This is a genomic window from Natronolimnobius baerhuensis, from assembly GCF_002177135.1.
Classification (GTDB): domain Archaea; phylum Halobacteriota; class Halobacteria; order Halobacteriales; family Natrialbaceae; genus Natronolimnobius; species Natronolimnobius baerhuensis.
In genome coordinates, this window is the sequence record NZ_MWPH01000003.1 from 616,148 (window position 1) to 633,302 (window position 17,155).

Annotated in this window: 20 protein-coding genes and 1 tRNA gene; 9 read left to right on the plus strand and 12 right to left on the minus strand. The window is 62.8% G+C overall.

All coding sequences use genetic code 11. The features are described 5' to 3' along the window. Positions 1 to 52 precede the first annotated feature (52 nt). Positions 53 to 1,453 carry a CCA tRNA nucleotidyltransferase gene (gene cca, locus B2G88_RS15560; RefSeq protein ID WP_054863855.1) on the minus strand — a complete coding sequence of 467 codons (1,401 nt, stop codon included), beginning with the start codon at positions 1,451 to 1,453 and terminating at the stop codon, positions 53 to 55. A 112-nt stretch (positions 1,454 to 1,565) separates the two neighbouring features. On the opposite strand from cca, the gene B2G88_RS15565 reads away from it, so the two are divergent. Next, positions 1,566 to 1,669 (plus strand) — tRNA-Asn (locus B2G88_RS15565). A gap of 108 nt (positions 1,670 to 1,777) precedes the next feature. On the opposite strand, the gene B2G88_RS15570 is transcribed toward B2G88_RS15565, so the two are convergent. Beyond that, on the minus strand, positions 1,778 to 2,287 hold the full coding sequence (locus tag B2G88_RS15570; protein ID WP_054863856.1) for a CopG family ribbon-helix-helix protein: 510 nt from the start codon (positions 2,285 to 2,287) through the stop codon (positions 1,778 to 1,780). A 103-nt stretch (positions 2,288 to 2,390) separates the two neighbouring features. Between B2G88_RS15570 and B2G88_RS15575 the strand changes: the two genes are divergently transcribed. After that, a complete protein-coding gene (locus B2G88_RS15575; RefSeq protein WP_054863857.1) occupies positions 2,391 to 3,593 on the plus strand; it encodes a GTP-binding protein in 1,203 nt (400 codons plus the stop codon). A 4-nt stretch (positions 3,594 to 3,597) separates the two neighbouring features. Next, positions 3,598 to 4,881 carry a CobW family GTP-binding protein gene (locus tag B2G88_RS15580; protein ID WP_054863858.1) on the plus strand — a complete coding sequence of 428 codons (1,284 nt, stop codon included), beginning with the start codon at positions 3,598 to 3,600 and terminating at the stop codon, positions 4,879 to 4,881. Between the two features lie 30 nt (positions 4,882 to 4,911). On the opposite strand, the gene B2G88_RS15585 is transcribed toward B2G88_RS15580, so the two are convergent. Continuing rightward, complete coding sequence (locus tag B2G88_RS15585; protein ID WP_087715272.1) at positions 4,912 to 6,378, minus strand: DUF6498-containing protein; 1,467 nt, start codon at positions 6,376 to 6,378, stop codon at positions 4,912 to 4,914. Between the two features lie 142 nt (positions 6,379 to 6,520). Here B2G88_RS15585 and B2G88_RS15590 point away from each other — a divergent pair, with 142 nt between their 5' ends. The 4 genes from B2G88_RS15590 (at position 6,521) to B2G88_RS15605 (ending at position 9,491) form a co-directional block, all read left to right on the plus strand. Beyond that, the gene (locus tag B2G88_RS15590) at positions 6,521 to 7,114 is read left to right on the plus strand and encodes a MogA/MoaB family molybdenum cofactor biosynthesis protein (protein WP_087715273.1); all 594 of its coding nucleotides are present in this window, start codon (positions 6,521 to 6,523) and stop codon (positions 7,112 to 7,114) included. A 143-nt stretch (positions 7,115 to 7,257) separates the two neighbouring features. Next, a complete protein-coding gene (locus B2G88_RS15595) occupies positions 7,258 to 8,187 on the plus strand; it encodes a replication factor A (RefSeq protein ID WP_087715274.1) in 930 nt (309 codons plus the stop codon). Beyond that, a complete protein-coding gene (locus tag B2G88_RS15600; RefSeq protein ID WP_087715275.1) occupies positions 8,188 to 8,826 on the plus strand; it encodes an RPA family protein in 639 nt (212 codons plus the stop codon). 131 nt (positions 8,827 to 8,957) lie between these two features. Further along, complete coding sequence (locus tag B2G88_RS15605; RefSeq protein ID WP_054863861.1) at positions 8,958 to 9,491, plus strand: VOC family protein; 534 nt, start codon at positions 8,958 to 8,960, stop codon at positions 9,489 to 9,491. Positions 9,492 to 9,494: 3 nt separating this feature from the next. On the opposite strand, the gene B2G88_RS15610 is transcribed toward B2G88_RS15605, so the two are convergent. The 4 genes from B2G88_RS15610 to B2G88_RS15625 form a co-directional block, all read right to left on the minus strand. Then, the gene (locus B2G88_RS15610; protein ID WP_087715277.1) at positions 9,495 to 10,169 is read right to left on the minus strand and encodes an alpha/beta hydrolase; all 675 of its coding nucleotides are present in this window, start codon (positions 10,167 to 10,169) and stop codon (positions 9,495 to 9,497) included. A 4-nt stretch (positions 10,170 to 10,173) separates the two neighbouring features. Continuing rightward, on the minus strand, positions 10,174 to 11,136 hold the full coding sequence (locus B2G88_RS15615) for a VOC family protein (protein WP_087715278.1): 963 nt from the start codon (positions 11,134 to 11,136) through the stop codon (positions 10,174 to 10,176). Positions 11,137 to 11,221: 85 nt separating this feature from the next. Then, positions 11,222 to 11,839 carry a GTP-binding protein EngB gene (engB, locus tag B2G88_RS15620; protein WP_054863933.1) on the minus strand — a complete coding sequence of 206 codons (618 nt, stop codon included), beginning with the start codon at positions 11,837 to 11,839 and terminating at the stop codon, positions 11,222 to 11,224. 58 nt (positions 11,840 to 11,897) lie between these two features. Then, positions 11,898 to 12,371 carry a hypothetical protein gene (locus B2G88_RS15625; protein ID WP_087715279.1) on the minus strand — a complete coding sequence of 158 codons (474 nt, stop codon included), beginning with the start codon at positions 12,369 to 12,371 and terminating at the stop codon, positions 11,898 to 11,900. Between the two features lie 132 nt (positions 12,372 to 12,503). On the opposite strand from B2G88_RS15625, the gene B2G88_RS15630 reads away from it, so the two are divergent. Beyond that, positions 12,504 to 13,796 (plus strand): TIGR00341 family protein, encoded by a 1,293-nt coding sequence (locus B2G88_RS15630; protein ID WP_087715280.1) that lies wholly within the window; start codon positions 12,504 to 12,506, stop codon positions 13,794 to 13,796. Between the two features lie 53 nt (positions 13,797 to 13,849). Here B2G88_RS15630 and B2G88_RS15635 read toward each other — a convergent pair whose 3' ends face one another. Continuing rightward, positions 13,850 to 14,218 (minus strand): hypothetical protein, encoded by a 369-nt coding sequence (locus B2G88_RS15635; RefSeq protein WP_054863932.1) that lies wholly within the window; start codon positions 14,216 to 14,218, stop codon positions 13,850 to 13,852. Between the two features lie 24 nt (positions 14,219 to 14,242). Then, entirely contained in the window at positions 14,243 to 15,235 is a 993-nt protein-coding gene (locus B2G88_RS15640; protein ID WP_054863931.1) for an NOG1 family protein, read from the minus strand. 210 nt (positions 15,236 to 15,445) lie between these two features. On the opposite strand from B2G88_RS15640, the gene B2G88_RS15645 reads away from it, so the two are divergent. Beyond that, a complete protein-coding gene (locus B2G88_RS15645; RefSeq protein WP_054863930.1) occupies positions 15,446 to 15,856 on the plus strand; it encodes a DUF5518 domain-containing protein in 411 nt (136 codons plus the stop codon). Positions 15,857 to 15,890: 34 nt separating this feature from the next. On the opposite strand, the gene B2G88_RS15650 is transcribed toward B2G88_RS15645, so the two are convergent. The 3 genes from B2G88_RS15650 to B2G88_RS15660 form a co-directional block, all read right to left on the minus strand. Beyond that, positions 15,891 to 16,238 carry a four-helix bundle copper-binding protein gene (locus B2G88_RS15650; RefSeq protein ID WP_054863929.1) on the minus strand — a complete coding sequence of 116 codons (348 nt, stop codon included), beginning with the start codon at positions 16,236 to 16,238 and terminating at the stop codon, positions 15,891 to 15,893. A 74-nt stretch (positions 16,239 to 16,312) separates the two neighbouring features. Further along, complete coding sequence (gene hisE, locus B2G88_RS15655; RefSeq protein ID WP_054863928.1) at positions 16,313 to 16,597, minus strand: phosphoribosyl-ATP diphosphatase; 285 nt, start codon at positions 16,595 to 16,597, stop codon at positions 16,313 to 16,315. Then, the gene (locus B2G88_RS15660) at positions 16,598 to 17,065 is read right to left on the minus strand and encodes a bifunctional nuclease family protein (RefSeq protein WP_087715384.1); all 468 of its coding nucleotides are present in this window, start codon (positions 17,063 to 17,065) and stop codon (positions 16,598 to 16,600) included. Positions 17,066 to 17,155: the final 90 nt, after the last annotated feature.

Genomic DNA, 17,155 nt, shown 5'->3' on the forward strand with positions numbered 1-17,155 from the left:
ACCCGTCGTAGGCCACACTTGTCGCCGAGTGGTGGTGCTCGCTATACTGCTCTCATGGCCGCGGCTCGAAGTACTGTCTCAGTTCCGGCCCAAACTCTGCGAGCAACGCTGTGATTTCGTCGCCCACGAGCACGTCGTAGTCGTCTTTAAGGGCCGTCTCGACGTGTGCGCCGAGTCCAACATCGAAGAGTCGCTCGCTCTCGAGGAACCCACGCGCGGTCGTGAAATTTCGTTCGCGTTCGGCGACGTAGCGCCCGCCCTCAATGAACGGGCCGTAGGTGTCTGGATCGTCTGCGTAGGCACTGTAGAACCCTTTCGCGTGGCCTGTGACGTGGACTGGTGGACCTTGATGGCGTTCGACACCGGGCTGTTCGGCAACGGTGAGTTCCGCGAAGATCACGGCTGTTTCGTCGGCGAACGTCGTCCCGCGGAATACGTCGAAATCGCGGTCGTCGAGCCCTTGTGTCACTCCTGAGAGCGACTTATAGAGTTGTGGGTAGAGTTGATCCTCGACCACATTTGGGGCTTCGAAACGCACAGCGACCGGAATCGTTCCGCGGCGCTCGAGGTGGGCGCGAAGTTCGGATTCAGAGAGTGGTTCGGGATCGTCGGCTTCGAAGTACTCGAGTGCGGGTTGATCGAGAACCGCGCGAGCGTAGTGCTGGAAGCGCGCAACGTTCGCAGCCGAGCAAACGGCGGCGACGTTTCGTTCGGGATCAGTTGGGTCAATGACGACGAGCGGGTCCGTAAAGGTCTCCTGTCCGTGGTCTTCGGGATCGAGTTTGACCGGTGGCTGCCACTCGGTAGCGGCCTCGAGCAACTCGCGGAAGCCACCGTACTCGACGACGAGCAGTTCGGTGAGGTAGCCGCTAAAGCCACGCGTCCGGAGGTCACTGCCGTAGGATCCAATGCCTTTCAGGAACTGCTTCGTCAGGCGCACGTCGGCCGCGAGGTCGTCGTCCAGTCGGGCCTCGAGATACTGCGTGTGGAAGGGGGTGCGGTCGACCGCCGACCGGATCTCTGTCGCAGACTCGAGACGAAAGCAGGGGACAACGTCGATGTCGAACCCCTCGACGGTGCCTTTGACGTAGGGATGTTCGGCGTACTCCTCGTGGCCTTCGGGCAGCGTTTCGTGGCCGACCGCGAGCCCGTAGCGCTCGAGCGTCTCGCGGTTGAGTTCCGGCGGGAAGCGAACGAAAATGTCGATGTCGCGGTCGCCGCTGATCCAGGTGTCTCTGGCCGTCGAGCCCGCCTGCAGGACGTCAGCACCGGAATCGAGGTCGGTTGCAGCGTCCTCGGCCCGTGCGGCGAGTCGGTCGGCCACTGTCCGCAAGCGCTCGCGCTCGTCGGGGCTGGGATCGACTCGCTCACGGACCGTCTCGAGGACGGCCTCGAGGTCGCCGTCTGTGTCGCCTGCGTTGCGGTCGTCCGGATCGGCTTCCTCGTCGCTCATTGGGTGTCTTTACTCGAGCCGTGGGTGAAAGGGTATCGAACCGCAGGAAGCGACGGCCTCTCGAAACGGAAAACGAAAGCCCTATCAAATGCACCGCCCAATCAAAGAATGAGCCGAAGTAGCTCAGATGGTAGAGCACCTCGCTGTTACGGTGACACAGGTTTCCTGGTCGCCGCAGATACGAGGTTGTCCCAGGTTCGAGTCCTGGCTTTGGCGCTGTTTTCTCGAACACTACTCGTAAAGAGCGGTCGTTCCGAGCGAATTCAGGGTTTGGGAATGTGGAGTATCGGTTGTGCGTCTCTTCCTCGAGAACTCACAGACGACCTATGTGCTCCGTTGTGTCTCCGGGAGCTGTCCGACCGCGTCCAGCGGCACCAGCGAGTAGTCGACGGTGTCGACACCCTCGACCGCGCGGAGTTGGCCGACGAACTGCGAAATCTCCTCGAGGTCGCCCTCGAGGACGAAGACGTCGAGACAGAACCCGGGCTGTGAGTCGGTGATCGTTGCCTTTGTCACCGGATCCGCAGCGTCGTCACCATCGTCTCGAGTGCGAGCGGTGCCGACGTGACTGTGGTCGTTCGAGATGATCGCCGTCTCGTGTTCGTGGCGAATGTCCGTCACGCGGCGCTCGACGGATTGGTTCGCGAACTCGTAGAGAACAGTAACGGTGCTTGCGAGGCGGCGATCCTCGAGTCGGTCGTCGTCGAACTCCGAGAGCAGGGTGCGGGCGCTTTCGCGGACGACTTCGCTGCGGGCGGTGTAGTCGTGATCGTCGGCGACGGCGTCGAGTCGCTCGAGAAGTTCGGCCGGCATCGAGACGCTGACGACGGGCATAGTATGAAAATGGACACTTGAGATAATAATATTTGTTATGAACTGCACAGCGAGAACGTAATAACCAACATTAACAAGACGCGGGTACGTATTCACAACCGATATGGACGAGAGTCGAATCCCTGTGACAGTTCTGAGCGGTAGTCTCGGTGCGGGCAAAACCACCGTACTCAATCACGTATTGACCGCGGACCACGGCTTAGAGGTCGCCGTCGTCGTCAACGATATGGGTGAGGTGAACGTCGACGCCGAACACGTTACCCAGCAGTCCGACCTCGGCGGCGAGGAGGAGGTCATCGAGATGTCGAACGGCTGTATCTGCTGTCGCCTGCGTGGCGACATGTTAGACGAAGTCGGCCGACTCGCCGAGCGCCGAGAGTTCGACTATCTGTTGGTCGAATCCTCCGGTATCTCCGAGCCGATTCCCGTCGCCCAGACGTTCGCGATGGGCTTCGAGGACGCCGAGTTCGACCCGACCGACACCTACGCACTGGATACGATGGTGACGGTGGTCAACGCCCACAGCTTCTGGGAGTCCTTTGACTCCGGCAGCGCCCTTACGGAGCAAGAACTCGAGGGCGACTCCGGCCGTGTCCCCGAGGAGGTCCTGCTCGACCAGATCGAGTTCTGTGACGTACTCCTGCTCAACAAGTGCGACCTCGTCCCAGACGATGACCTCGCAGAGATCGAGGCCGTTCTCGAGCGCCTCCAGCCGCGCGCGGAGATCATCCGCACGGAGTTCGGGAACATCGAGCCGGACCAAATCCTCGGCACCGGTGAGTTCGACTTCCAGCGCGCACAAGACTCGGCTGGCTGGAAACACGAACTTCAGCACGACCACCATCACGACCCACAGGAGGAACACGGCGTCACCTCCTTCGTCTACCAGCGCCGCCGCCCCTTCCACCCCGAGCGCATCGCTACCCTGCTGTCGGACCTGCCGGACGAAGTCGTCCGCGCGAAAGGCTTCTTCTGGAGCGCCGGTCGCGAAGATGTCGCGATGGGCGTCGACAAAGCCGGCACTTCGGTCCGGGCCGGGCCTTCCGGGACGTGGCTCGCAAACCTGCCGAAAGCCGAGCGCGAGCAGTACTTCGCCGCCCGCCCCGGGCTCAGAGACGACTGGCACGAGGAGTACGGCGACCGAATGACCCGGCTGGTGTTCATCGCCCGCGAGTTCAACGAGGAGGGACTGATCGAGCGACTTGACGACTGCGTGCTCACCGACGCTGAGATGGACGACGATTGGGGGTCCTACCTCGACCCGTTCGAACCGGAAGACCAACGTGAACTCGCACTCTCCCAGTAACCAGATGTCTGTTCCGGTCACCGTCCTCAGCGGCGAACTCGGCGCGGGGAAGACGACGCTGCTCTCGGGACTCCTCGAGTCCGGCGAGCGAGATATTGCCGTGTTGGTCAACGATGTCGGCGCGGTCAACGTCGACGCCGACCTCGTGGAAGCGCGCACCGATCTCGAGACCGGCGAGGAGGTCGTCGCCCTCGAGAACGGCTGTATCTGCTGTAGCCTGGGCAACGAACTCTCGCAGGCGGTGATCCAACTCTGGAAGGAACACGAGTTCGATCACCTCGTCGTCGAGGCCTCCGGCGTCAGCGAACCCGAGCCGATTGCTCGTCAGTTCGTCCGCGGACCCGCCGGCGGCCCGTACGATCTCGAGGCCGTCGTGACGGTGGTCGACGCGCGGCGATTTTACGACCGCTTTGCCGACGCCGACGCGGACGGACCCGAGATACAGGGGGCCGACGACTCCGGCACGCGCCCGCTCGCGGATCTGGTCCTCGAGCAAGTCGAGTTCTGCGACCTGCTGGTGGTCAACAAGTACGATCTCGTCGACGACGACGAACGCGAGCGCGTCGTCGCCTTACTCGAGACGCTCCAGCCTCGCGCCGAAATCGTGACGACGGAGTACGGCGCGCTTGAGCCCGACGAACTGTTGGGAGTCGAGCGATTCGATCTCGAAGAAGCCGCCGAGTCGGCGGGCTGGAAGCAGGTGATCGAGGCAGAGGAACACGAGCACGATGGCCACGACCACGATCACGGTGACCACCACGACCACACGGACAGTGATCACGATCACGACCACGACCACGACCACGACCACGATCATCACGACCACGTCCACCCGCCCGAGCGCTACGGCATCGCCGTCGACACCTACCACCGTCGCCGGCCGTTCCACCCCGAACGCCTCGAGGCGTTCCTGTCGGACCTCCCCGACGGCCTCGTGCGCGCGAAAGGCCTCTGTTGGATCGCCGGTCGCGAGAAACAGGCCATCACGATGAGCTACGCCGGTGACGAGACCGCACTCGAGGTGACGGGCCGGTGGATCGCCAGTTTCTCCGAGGAGCGCCAGGAGCTGTACCGGCAGGGCCAACCCGACCTCCCCTGGGACGACGAATGGGGCGACCGAGAGACGCGACTGGCGCTGATCGGGCGCAACATCGATCTCGAGGCGCTTGCAGCGCGCCTTGATGAGTGTCTGCTCACCGACGCCGAGATGGACGAGGATTGGCCCGCCTACGAGAACCGTGCGCCGACTGGAATGGGCGAGAGCGCTGTGGTCTCGAGTGAGCGCTAAGCAGACGTAATCACTGGGGCGAGATACAAACTACGCTGGCTCCGGGTACGCTTGCCGCCAGAGTCCGTGCACGACGAGTGCGAGAAACGGCAGTCCAAAGACGACGTAGGGCAGGGCACCCACTAGTGGCCACGGCCCGGCCGCGAAGACGACGGCACCGACGAGTACGCCGCCGAGGGGGACGACTGCAGCCGTCGCAAGCCGCCGGTTGAGTGGCTCCAACTCGAGTGTCGTCTCCCGAACCGGCAACTCGAACGCGGCGACGAACGCCTCGGCGTCCGTCACCGGGCCGACCTCTCGCATCGCCGCGTCGTCGCCCCAGCCCATCTGGGCCTCGAGCGTTCGCGTGTCATACATCCGGTCGGGATACCGAGTGTGAACGACGCTGATATCGCGGACTTCGTGTAGCGGCAGCGCCCACTGTGGCTCTTCAACCCACGTATCGTACGCGACGATCTGGTCGTCGTACCGGCGATACTCGAGCGGGGCGTACTCGAGGATGTGTTCGGTCGTTTTGATCGTCAGAAAGCCCACGAGCGCCGCGAACGCGAGGAGACTGATGCCGACCGTCAGCGCGACCGCGGCCCCGCCGCTGGCGGTGCCTCCTAACACCCCGAGGGAAACGACCCACGCGAGCAGGACGATCCCGGTGTAGAACGGGGCCGGTTTGATCAGCGTGCGGAGAACGCCGGTCAGAACCACCGTCCGCGTGTGCGTCCCAACTCGAGCGTCCGGTTCGCCCTCGGGGATAGCCAGCGCCTCGAGGGGTTCGCCCTCGTCGTCTGGACCAGAGAGCCAGCCGGTGAGTCGCCCGCCACCGCCGTTGGTCGCGCGAAACGCCGACCAGTCGACGAGCAGTTTCACGGCGACGAACGCGCCGAGGACGACGGCACCGCTGGCTTCCGCGACGACGAACAGGACGAAAATCAGGAAGAACGCCTGTCGCGCCGGGGTTTCGATGACGGCGTACGGCGAGGTCGTCTCGTAGCGTCCGCCGCGGAAATAGTCGCGCCAGGTCTCGATGACCTGTCCGCTCACCAGCGCCGCGACGCTGAGCCAGACCTCCGGGCGCGCGAGGGCCTCGCCGACTGCAACCTCGGACAGCAAGCCGACGATAAAGAGCGTCGACCACACGGTCGCGAACAGCAACGCGCCGATAAACGGCAGGTTCCGCGGGTAAACCGGCGGGAGCCACCACGTGAGCGTGACGCTCCCGCGCTTTTGTGCCAGTTCGGTGTTGCCAACGCCGACGACGCTCGAGTCGCTCTCGCCGTCGTCCGTCTCCAAGTCCTCGATTCGCGGCGGCTTCCCCGCAAACAGCGCCTTCCCCGCGGCGAGCGGAAACGCGAGCAACACCTCGAGCGCGTAAATGACGACCAGCGTCGCCGGGTCCCAGCCGAACTCGAGCACGCCGACCAGCGGCACCAGGTTTCCGATGAAAATCGGCACGAACGCCACGGGACGGGGGATGCGTTCGGATACGGCTCGAGTGACCATCTGGGGAACAGGTTGCTCGAGTGGCAGTAAAACGTTCCGAACGGCGGCGACAGCGGGTGGGTTTACGGCAGCTGCGCCCGGCGACGCACTCGAGCGACGCAAACGGCGGAATCTTATGGCACTGGGATGCGGACGTGTACGCATGCCAACCGACCGAGACGAGCGACGCGGCACCGACCATCACGGCCACGACATCATCGATCCCCTCTACGTCGGGATTGTCACGGTCTCGACCTCGCGCGCCCAGTCCGACGAAAAAGCGCCGGACGATCCGGGCGGCGACACCGTCGAAGAGTGTTTCGAGGCTGAGGGCCACGAGGTCCAAGAGCGCGTGCTCGTTCGGGACGACTACGCTGCGATTCGCACGGCGGTCCGACGACTCGTCGCGCGCCGGGATATCGACGTCGTGATCACGACCGGCGGAACGGGCGTCTCCGCTGACGACGTGTCGCCGGAGGCCACGTCCGCGCTGTTCGAGCGCGAACTGCCCGGCTTCGGCGAGTTGTTCCGGTCGCTGTCGTGGGACGAGGTCGGCACGCGGGCGATGGCCTCGCGCGCGACGGCCGGCATCGCCGTCGACACGCCCGTCTTCTGTCTGCCCGGCAGCAAGAACGCCTGCCGGACCGCCTGCGAGGAACTGATCGTTCCAGAAGCGCCCCACCTCGCGGGCGTCGCAACCAGCCACCAGACCGACCGAACGGACCAGTCGCTGTCGGCCTACGGCGACGACGAGTAACGGCCGAACCGAACTCCTATCTAGCCGCCTTCGGGCGATTGTACCGCCGCTGTTCACTTTCACCACGGTTGCGGCAATTTAAATACTATTGGGCGCGAATAGTGGTATGCCTCCCAATGAAACGAAAGAGGAGGCGTGACACAATGAGCGACGTACGACAGCATGCGGACGACATACACGACCAGTTTTCGGACCACATAGACGTTAGCGTCGACGACATCGCAGAGCGACTCACGACGCTCGTCGACGAGTACAAAGTACCCATGGACGAGGCACGACGAAGCGTCACCAACCACTACTTAGAGGAGGCCGGTCTCGAGCGCGAGGATATCTCGAGTGGCTCGAGCGAGGCCGTCAACATCGAAGACGTTGACGAACCCGAGGAGTGGATCGACCTCACCGCGAAAGTGATCGAGCTGTGGGACCCACGCAGCGACTCCGTCGCACAGGTCGGCCTGCTGGGCGACCCGACGGGAACGATCAAGTTCACCAAGTGGGCCAAATCCGACCTGCCCGCGCTCGAGGAAGGCGGTGTCTACGACCTTCAAAACATCGTCACTGACGAGTATCAGGGCCGGTACTCGGTCAAACTCAACTCGACGACCATCGTCGAAGAGCGTGACGAAGAGATCGAAGTCGGCGACGACACCAGCGTCGTCGAAGGCGCGCTCGTCGACATGCAACGCGGGAGTGGCCTGATCAAGCGGTGCCCGCACGAGGACTGTACCCGCGTTCTCCAGAACGGTCGCTGTAACGAACACGGCGAGGTCGAAGGCGAGTTCGACCTCCGCATCAAGGCCGTCGTCGACGACGGCATCGACGCCCACGAGGTCATCTTCAACAAGGAAGCCACCGAGGACCTGACGGGACTCAGCCTCGAGGAGGCCAAGGACATGGCGATGGACGCCTTAGACACGACCATTGTTGCCGACGAGATCGCAGACGACATCGTCGGCACCTACTACCGAATCGAGGGGCCGACCTTCGGCCGGTACGTCTTGGCTGACGAGGTCGAGGAACTCGAGGGGCCAGCGGATGCAGAACAGTTGCTGATCAAAGCGAGGTCGATGTAAATGTCTCAGGCAGAACTCACCCGCGAAGTCGCCCGCCGCGTCTTCGCCTCCGAATTCAACGACGCGACGTATTCGTTCAAAGAAAGCGACGACGAACGCGCGCCAAACTACGCGCTCTTGCCGACGGGGGACCGCGCAAACCGCGTCTTCGTCGTCGGCACTCTCACGGAAACCGAAGATGTCGGCGAGGACAGCGAGTACTGGCGGGGCCGGGTCGTCGACCCGACAGGGACGTTCTTCGTCTACGCCGGCCAGTACCAGCCCGAAGCCGCCTCGGCACTTCGCGACACGGAGCCGCCAGCGTACGTCTCCGTCGTCGGGAAGCCCCGAACCTACGAGACCGAAGACGGCACGGTCAACGTCTCGTTGCGACCCGAGAACATCACCGTGGTCGACGACGCCACCCGCGACCGCTGGGTCGTCGAAACCGCCGAACGGACGCTCGACCGCATTGAGGCCTTCGGAGAGTGGGAAGCCGAACAGGAAGCACCCGAGAGCGGGTCGACCGCCCCGACCAACGAGTACGCCGAGATGGTCCGTGACCGGTACGACTCACCTGTCGAGAACTACCGCCGCGACGTGATTCAGGCACTCGAGCAACTCGAGACGGTCGAGGATACGGAAGCCGCCCCGCAGTAACAGTCGGTAGCCTATCGCAAACACAGCAGGGTCGTTTTTCGATCCTGTTTCACCCCATTTTCGTGATGTCCGTGTGTGCACACTCCAGCACAGCCATTACTGGATTCGGCCTCGTTGGCTCGAGTACTATGGTGACTGACGCTGAGTCCGATGCTGACGACGAGGCTCCCAACGGTTCTGCAGACCACCTCGAGAGCACAGCGCCCGACCGCGCGCGTCTCGTTGGGACCAACCACGTCGCACTCGAGGTCGGCGACATCGACGAGGCGCTCGCGTTTTACGACTCGCTATTCGCCTTCGACCTCCGGGGCCGCGGTGACACGAAGGCCTTCATCGACATGGGCGATCAGTTTATCGCGCTCGCAGAGACTGACGCAGCGGACAAGGCGACCGACGACGCCCGTCATTTCGGGCTGGTCGTCGACGACGCGGCTGCCGTCGAGCGCCGACTCAAAGACCTCGAGATCGACCAACTCGACGCTCCTGGCCTCGAGTTTCACGATCCGTGGGGAAACCGGGTACAGGTCGTCGACTACGAGGAGATCCAGTTTACGAAGACAGACCACGTACTCGAGGGAATGGGTCTTACAGACCTCGAGAAGACGGACGAGGCACTCGAGGAGCTACGTGAAAAGGGGCTCGCACCGGACTCGAGCGGTGAGTGATGATCAGGTGTCGTCTGCGAGCAGCGCCTCGAGCATCGCCCGGACGGCGTCGAACTCGTTGTCGGTGACTTCGTGGCCGACGCCGGGATAGGCTCGCTCGTCGACGTTGGCACCTGCATCCGCGAACGTGCGGGCAGTCCGTACGACTCGCTTGGAACTGACGTGTGGGTCGTCCTCGCCGTAGCCGAGCAGTACTGGCGTTCCCTCGAGCGCGCCTGCAATTTTCCAGTCGTCATCGCTCGAGCCAGGGAGCACACCCGAAAGACAGCACAGACCGCCGTAGCGCCGTGGATTTCGGCGGAGGAACTCCGCGGCGACACAGGCACCCTGCGAGAAGCCACCGATGACGGTTCGTTCCGGGGGCACATCGACCGCTCGCGCGGCCTCGAGTGCTGCGCCGACGCACTCGACGCTCGAGGTGAGCCAGGGTTCGTTCTCGGCTCGCGCTGCGGTTGCACGGCGAGGATACCAGCGACTGCGCTCGGCGTTTGGCGCGAGGACGGTCACGCCGTGGCGATGGGTCGGTGAAAAGAGGTTGACGACACCCTGTGCAGTTGCGCCGCGGCCGTGACAGAGCACGAGCGCGGCGTCGGCGGCCATCGCGGGCGCACCCGCCGTCACCATCGGCTGGCCGCGGTGGGGGCCGGAAACGGACTCGAGGCGGCGAGTATCGCTCATCGTTTCACTTCGATATCGTCTCCGGAAGGTGTAGTTTTGGCAACTGACTCTCGATCAGATCTCGGTCCTGTTCGAACCACTCAGGAAGTACGAGTTCGATGCTGGGTTCGGCTGCCCGGTCGCCGTCGTCGAGGGCAACGCCACCCGTCTCGGTCGCCAACTCGACGAGCACGCCACCCGGCTCGCGGACGTACAGCGAGTGAAAGACGTGGCGATCCTTGACGCGTGAGACGTCGTAGCCGCGGTCGTCGAACAGGTCGCGCCACTCGTGTAACTCGTCTTCGTGTTCGACGCGGACGGCGACGTGGTGGTGTGTTCCCTGCCCTTCGCGGCCGTAGGGACCGTCTCGAGTCAGGATATCCACTCGCGTCGCTCGCCGCCCTGGGGCTTCGTACCGGACGCGCTCGCCCTGTTCGGCGACGTACTCGAATCCGAGCGTCTCGAGCAGGCTCGCCGTCGCGTAGGGATTGACCGAGAGTGTCGTGACGCCGTCGATACCACGGAGTGCGTGCTCGAGGGGGACTGGGCTGTATTCCCACGACTCGAGGGCACTCGCATCGATTTCTGTGGCCGGTCGGGCGACCAACTCGAGGTGAGTACCGACCGGATCCTGAAACTGCACGACGGTGTCGCCGAAGCGTTCACGTCGCTCGAGTTCGATGTCGTGGTCCTCGAGTCTGTTCTGCCAGTAGGGGAGGCTATCCTCGGAGATCAGAAACGAGACTGATTCGACTTGTGGTCGACCAACGCGGCCGTCGTCGCCGTAGGGGTCGGGAAAGACGGTCAGGACCGTTCCCGGCGTTCCGGCCGCGTCGCCGAAGTAGAGGTGATGCTGGAGGATGTCCTCGAAGTTCACCGTCTGCGTGACGAGGCGCAGTCCGAGCACGCCGGTGTAGAACTCAATCGCTTCCTGCGCGTCACCGACGATGCCCGTCACGTGGTGAATCCCGGACGTCTCTGAGACCATTATTGATGCTTCGGCCTCGAGCGAGATAGGGTGTGGGGTCGGCGCTGTGGGTCCGCCCATCCGCTCGAGCGCGCCAGCGCCCGTTTTAGAAGAACTTGTAGAGATCGTCCCGATTCTGTTCGTGGAGCTGGTCGCGAACGGCCTCGTTGAGCGCGTCGATCTGGCCGCGTTTGGCGGTGATCGGCGCGATAATTTCTTGCCACTGCTTCCAGGGTGGGTAGAGCCCGAGTCGATCACAGAGTTCGTTCAGCCGCTCGTCTTTGTCATCGACCTTATCCATCTTGTTGACGGCGACGACGGTCGGAATGTCCAGCTCCCGCAGGAAGTGAAACATTTCCACGTCGTAGGGGATCTCGTCCGGCCCCGAGTGGCGGTCGATGATATCGATGGCGCTCTTGCCATCGACGACCAAAATTGCGACGAGGATGTTGTCGGCATAGTCCTCGAGATAGTGGACGATGTTGGTCTTGATCTCCTCGCGGTAGTCTTCTTCGACGCCGCTCATGAAGCCAAAGCCGGGCAAATCCGTGATGACGAAGTCCTCGGCGTTCCAGTCGTAGTGGTTCGGGTTGCGGGTCACACCGGGCTTGCCGCCGGTGTCGAAGCTGTGGCCGGTTATCTCGCGCATGAGCGTCGACTTGCCCACGTTCGAGCGACCGACGAGTGCGACCTCGGCCTCGCGATTGGGGCGATTCTCAAACATAGCGCCACCTAGGTTCGTCAGCCGTTTATACGCAGTGTGTTCAAGTCGCCCGCTCGAGTCACACGACCATTGCAAGAATGAGTCCGATCCCGATGGAGCCAATCGCGAGTGCGAACACGCCAACGAGCCGTCTGCGGGAGGGTGTCGCCTCGAGGTCGACGTGGCGCGTCTCGCGGGCAGTCTGTACGCCGAACCAGCCCAGCGAGATGCCACCGATGATGGCTGCCACGCTGAACAGGAGCGGTGCTGTCCCGTCAACGATGATGGCTGTGTGAAGCCCCGATGCGATGATACTGACCGCCAGAACGCCGTCTGCCCCACCGAGCAGTGTGTTCCACGGAACCGTGTACGGCCCAATCGAGACTGACGAGCGGACTCCACCGAGGATCGACAGCACACCGACAATCATGAGTCCACCAACGCCGAGTGCAATCAGTGGCTCCGTAAGCGCCTCGAGTCCGAAACCGACGAGACCGCTGGCGGCGAGTCCCAGCACGAACAGACCGAACCAGGGAGCGAGGCGTCGATGCATGCTGTCAGTACAGTGAGTTTACAGATAGTAGTTGTGGTGGTCGTTTTCCGTCCGGAGACGAGGGACTGACTCGTGTGCCCAGAGACGACAAAAGAGCCGAAGTTATGACCCCAGGGGTTCTCAGCCAGAGACGTGCGGCTCGTACAGCTGACGGTTCCGACGGGAAAGCAGGAGACGATCCTCGAGGCGTTAGACGACCGAGAGATCGATTACGTGTTGACTGACGAGAACAGCAATCGCGAGTACGCGGGCGTCGTGTACTTTCCGTTACCTGCACCCGCTGTCGAACCCGTCCTTGACGAGCTACAGGACGCTGGCGTCAACGAGGATGCATACACGGTCGTCGTCGACGCTGAAACGGTCGTGTCACGACGGTTCGAAGCCCTCCGAGACGAGTACGAAAATGGTGACGTCGATTCCGACCGCATTTCGCGTCAGGAACTACAGGCCGAAGCCCAGTCGCTGACGCCGACGTTTGCCGTCTATGCGATCATGACGATCATCAGCGCCGTCGTCGCAACCGCGGGGTTGTTCCTCGACTCGCCGGCCGTCGTCGTCGGCTCGATGGTGATCGCGCCGCTGATCGGGCCAGCACTCGGTCTCTGTGTCGGCTCGGTCATCGACGACGAAGAGCTGTTTCGTGAAAGCCTTCTGTATCAGATTCTCGGCGTTCTCCTCGCGATCAGCGCCGCGGCCATCTTCGCCTGGCTGGTTCGGATAACCAACATCGTTCCGCCCGGCCTCGAGATCGGGTCCGTCGACGAGATTTCGGAACGACTCGCGCCGGATCTACTCTCGCTGGCGATTGCGCTCGGAGCCGGCGTCGCGGGGATTATCAGCATCGCAACGGGTACCTCCGTCGCGCTGGTCGGCGTAATGATCGCTGCCGCGTTGATTCCGCCCGCTGCGGCGGCTGGCATCGCAATTGCGTGGGGCCAGCCGTCGGCTGCAATCGGCTCGACGGTTCTCGTGCTGGTAAACGTCCTCTCGGTGAACCTCGCCGGCTTGCTCACCCTCTGGTACACCGGCTACCGACCCGAGAACTTGTTTTCAATCGGTCAGACCGAACAGCGGGTCCGCCGCCGTGTGATCGGGCTTGCCGGCATCGTGCTCATCTTCGCGCTTTTTCTCGGCGCGATTACCTACACCTCGTTCGTCGCCGCGTCGTTCGAAGAAAACGCCCGCGAGGAAGTCGAGATGATCCTCTCCGAAGAAGAGTTTGCCGAGTACCAACTCCTCGAGTTCGAGGTCGTCATGGATGACGACTACCCCTTCGTTGGCCCGGAGCGCGTCGTCGTGACGATTGGCGGCCCAGCAGGTGAGTCACCGCCGGAACTCGCGGATCAAATCCACGAGCACATCAATCGCCATAGCGACGAGACTGTCGCTGTCGAAATTCGCTATTTCGAAACGGTCGAGCGCTGACCTGCCGACACTCCGGCGCTGCTTTTTCGTGACGTTCCAGAACAACTGTCTCGTTATCGCCTGCGAAGTCGCTCGAGCAGACTCGGACTCGAGTGTCTGGAATCGGTCTCTCCAGTCTGTGCTCCCGACCTCGAGTCGGCCTCTGATGGATCGTCGGCTGCCTGGTCGGACTCGGACTCCGATGTCCGTCCGAGGCGGCGCGCGACCCACGTCCGCGGGCCGCCGATTCGGCGCACACGACCGGTGAAGCGGTTGACCAGAAACGTCGGGAGATACAGCGCGAACGCTCCCATTGCAAAGAAGCCAATTCCGGCCGCGGTCCGCCCGGTCCGGACGAACTCGAGGCCAACGACGAACATCGGGCCGGCCATCGAGAACCCGGCGGCCGTCTGCAGCATCCAGAGGATACCCGGATTTTTCATCGACTCGTCACCATCGTTCTCGCCTTAGCCGTCGAACGGCAATTCCGGCTCGTAATCGACTGCCTCGACTGCTGCCTCGAGGACGGTCTCGACGTTTTCGCCAGTCTCAATACTCATCTCGAAGTCGGCCTCGAGGTCCTCGAGTTGGTCGTCCCAGACCTCTCTGCGGTCGGTCTTGTTCGCGATTGTGAGTACGGGGACGGTCTCGAACTGGGCGGCAATCGAGTCGCGTAACTCGAGTTGGGAGGCAAGCGGGTAGCCACACTCGCCGCTCGGATCGACCATCACGAGCATGCAGTCTGCGAGGTGTTCGACGGCGCTGACGGCCTGTGATTCGATCTCGTTGCGCTCGGCTGGTGGCCGGTCGAGCAGTCCCGGCGTGTCGACGATCTGGTAGCGAAGCCGTTCGTGTTCGAAGTGACCGAGGCCGATCCCTTTCGTCGTGAAGGGATAGGATGCGGTCTCGCCGCGGGCGTTCGTCACGTCGTTGACAAACGAGGACTTGCCGACGTTGGGGTAGCCGGCGACGACGATGGTTGGCTCATCGGGGTTGATCTCCGGCAGGTCGCGCAGGTCGTTACGCGACTTGTTGATATACAGTAGTTCGTCATCGACCTGCTCGACGATATCCGCCAGTCGCGCGAAGGCCTGCTTGCGGTGCTTGCGCGCCGTGTCGGTGTCCGTTTTCCGGAGACGTGGTTGGTACTCCTCGTGAATCTCGCGCGTTTTCCGGCTGGCCCACATTACCTCCGAGAGGCTCTGTCGGAGCCGGTCGACGTCGACGATGGCGTCGGCCAGTTCGTAGTAGAACGGATGGACGTCGTCTTCGTACTCGAAATCGGGCCACGCCGTGACCACGTTCTCGAGGTTATCCGACATGATGTTTGCCGCGGTTTGGAGCATCGACTGCTGGGCCTCGAGGCCGCGTTTTGCGTTGCCTGACCGTGCTGCCCGCGAGAACGCCTTGTCAATCAGCTCTTCCGACGTGGGCGTCGTCGGAAGGTCTTCGAAAATCATACTCGGTCTAGCGGCCCCAATCATAAAAGGCCGTTCGATCCGTGTGTCGGTGTTTCGACTTACGCGCGCAGCGATGTCGACTTCCTGTGGGTGCAACTGTCTCGATCCGTCGCTGATTATCCGTTCGCATCCCCGATTCTCGAGGTCGTCACGTTCTGGCGCACGCCAGACGGCGAGTCGTTTATCTGGATGCCAGCCCTTTAGACGGCTATGACCAACTGGCGGGCCGTCATTATTGGCTTTCTCGTCGCAACCGTTGTCGGCGTGCTCGGCGTCGCCGTCCCCGGAATCGGACAACTCGCCGCCGGACTATTCGGTGGCTTTGTCGCTGGCTACATCGCCGGTGGCGGACTCCTGCGGGGCTTCTGGCACGGCCTGCTCGCCGGCGCGCTCGGTGGGATCGTCGCCGGACTCGCAATCGCGTTCATCGTTGGCATCGTCGGCTGGGCTGGCGGCCCACTCGGTGGCGCGCTTTCGGGCATCGCCGGCATTGGCATCTTTGCCGTCGTGGTGCTCGTTTCATTCGTCATGGCACTCGAGAGCGCGATTGCAGGAGCTATCGGCGGCGTGCTCAACGCCAACCCGGAGTCGTCTCGCTCACAAACCCATACTCGCTACTGATCGCTCCACTCACTCGAGTGAACCGACATGCTGCTCAACTCGCGGTCATCTCGCGACAACTGTTGACGCACTCCGGCAGCACTTCCGCACAGGCCTGACAGTGGTCGTGATCGTGCTGGCTGCACTCCTCAGCACACGCCTCGCAGAGATCCGCACAGAGTTCGCCCAGTTCCGCGTGATACCCCGAGTTTCGGGCCATGAACCGTGCGTGCAGCGACGCGATATCCGCGACGTCCCGACAGAGTCGGATACAGCGGGCCATCTCTTCGCCCTCGCCCGCACAGGCATCAGCGCACCACTCACAGACCTGTGCGGCCTCGAGACAGTTGTCGATACACTCTTGCATCTGGTCGTCTGCGTGCTCGAGTTGTTGCAGTGCCATTGCACTGCACCGTCATCGACCGACCCAATGAAAATGAGAGTAGCGAGTGCAAGCGCCGCGCTGTTGAACGGATCTTACCGGCGTGCCTCGAGTTCGGCCTCCAAGTCCTCGAGATCCATGTCTTTCATCGAGAGCAAGACGAGCATGTGGTAGACGATATCGGCGGCTTCGTAGGCGATTTCGTCGTGGTCGTCGTCTTTCGCGGCGAGTACGAGTTCCGTCGATTCCTCGCCGAGTTTCTCGAGGACGGCGTTTTCGCCTTTCTCGTGGGTAAACAGCGAGGCGGTGTAGGAGTCCTCAGGGAGCGTCTCTTTGCGGTCTTCGATTACGTCAAATAGCTCGGCGAGTGTGTCATCCATCTATAGGTCACCGGGTACGTTGCGGATATCTTCGAGTTCCGCGAACTTTGCGCTGTCGTCTCGACTACTTTCGAAGACTGCCTCTGTGACGTCGATTTCGACGTTCGTCCGTGCCGCGAGCGCGAGTGAATCGCTCGGGCGGGCGTCAATCACGGTCTCCCCGCGTGGCGTCTCGACGTGGAGATCAGCGATGTAGGTGCCACCCTCGCCAACGCCGCTGCCGTCGATTTCACTGACGACGACGCGGTCGATCCGCCCGCCGAGTTCTTCGACGACGTCCAACAGCAGGTCGTGTGTCATCGGCCGGCCGATATCTTCGGCCTCGAGGCCGCGGGCGATGCTCGTCGCCTCGCTGAAGCCGATGAAAATGGGGACGACATCGTCTTCGCCCTCAATTGTGAGGACCACGACCGGTATCGGTCCCTGCTGGGTCCCGGCGACGCGAACCGCGTCGATAGATGCCTGCATACACCAGTGCTTGCGGGCGAGCGGGAAAACAAGTCCGGTCGCGAATGCATGCATACGGCCAGCCGCGGCCGCTCCGACCGAATCGCAACC

Coding starts and splice junctions, on each gene's coding strand:
- cca (WP_054863855.1), bottom strand. CDS start 1,453: ATGAGCGACGAGGAAGCCGATCCGGACGACCGCAACGCAGGCGACACA.
- B2G88_RS15570 (WP_054863856.1), bottom strand. CDS start 2,287: ATGCCCGTCGTCAGCGTCTCGATGCCGGCCGAACTTCTCGAGCGACTC.
- B2G88_RS15575 (WP_054863857.1), top strand. CDS start 2,391: ATGGACGAGAGTCGAATCCCTGTGACAGTTCTGAGCGGTAGTCTCGGT.
- B2G88_RS15580 (WP_054863858.1), top strand. CDS start 3,598: ATGTCTGTTCCGGTCACCGTCCTCAGCGGCGAACTCGGCGCGGGGAAG.
- B2G88_RS15585 (WP_087715272.1), bottom strand. CDS start 6,378: ATGGTCACTCGAGCCGTATCCGAACGCATCCCCCGTCCCGTGGCGTTC.
- B2G88_RS15590 (WP_087715273.1), top strand. CDS start 6,521: ATGCCAACCGACCGAGACGAGCGACGCGGCACCGACCATCACGGCCAC.
- B2G88_RS15595 (WP_087715274.1), top strand. CDS start 7,258: ATGAGCGACGTACGACAGCATGCGGACGACATACACGACCAGTTTTCG.
- B2G88_RS15600 (WP_087715275.1), top strand. CDS start 8,188: ATGTCTCAGGCAGAACTCACCCGCGAAGTCGCCCGCCGCGTCTTCGCC.
- B2G88_RS15610 (WP_087715277.1), bottom strand. CDS start 10,169: ATGAGCGATACTCGCCGCCTCGAGTCCGTTTCCGGCCCCCACCGCGGC.
- B2G88_RS15615 (WP_087715278.1), bottom strand. CDS start 11,136: ATGGTCTCAGAGACGTCCGGGATTCACCACGTGACGGGCATCGTCGGT.
- engB (WP_054863933.1), bottom strand. CDS start 11,839: ATGTTTGAGAATCGCCCCAATCGCGAGGCCGAGGTCGCACTCGTCGGT.
- B2G88_RS15625 (WP_087715279.1), bottom strand. CDS start 12,371: ATGCATCGACGCCTCGCTCCCTGGTTCGGTCTGTTCGTGCTGGGACTC.
- B2G88_RS15635 (WP_054863932.1), bottom strand. CDS start 14,218: ATGAAAAATCCGGGTATCCTCTGGATGCTGCAGACGGCCGCCGGGTTC.
- B2G88_RS15640 (WP_054863931.1), bottom strand. CDS start 15,235: ATGATTTTCGAAGACCTTCCGACGACGCCCACGTCGGAAGAGCTGATT.
- B2G88_RS15645 (WP_054863930.1), top strand. CDS start 15,446: ATGACCAACTGGCGGGCCGTCATTATTGGCTTTCTCGTCGCAACCGTT.
- B2G88_RS15650 (WP_054863929.1), bottom strand. CDS start 16,238: ATGGCACTGCAACAACTCGAGCACGCAGACGACCAGATGCAAGAGTGT.
- hisE (WP_054863928.1), bottom strand. CDS start 16,597: ATGGATGACACACTCGCCGAGCTATTTGACGTAATCGAAGACCGCAAA.
- B2G88_RS15660 (WP_087715384.1), bottom strand. CDS start 17,065: ATGCAGGCATCTATCGACGCGGTTCGCGTCGCCGGGACCCAGCAGGGA.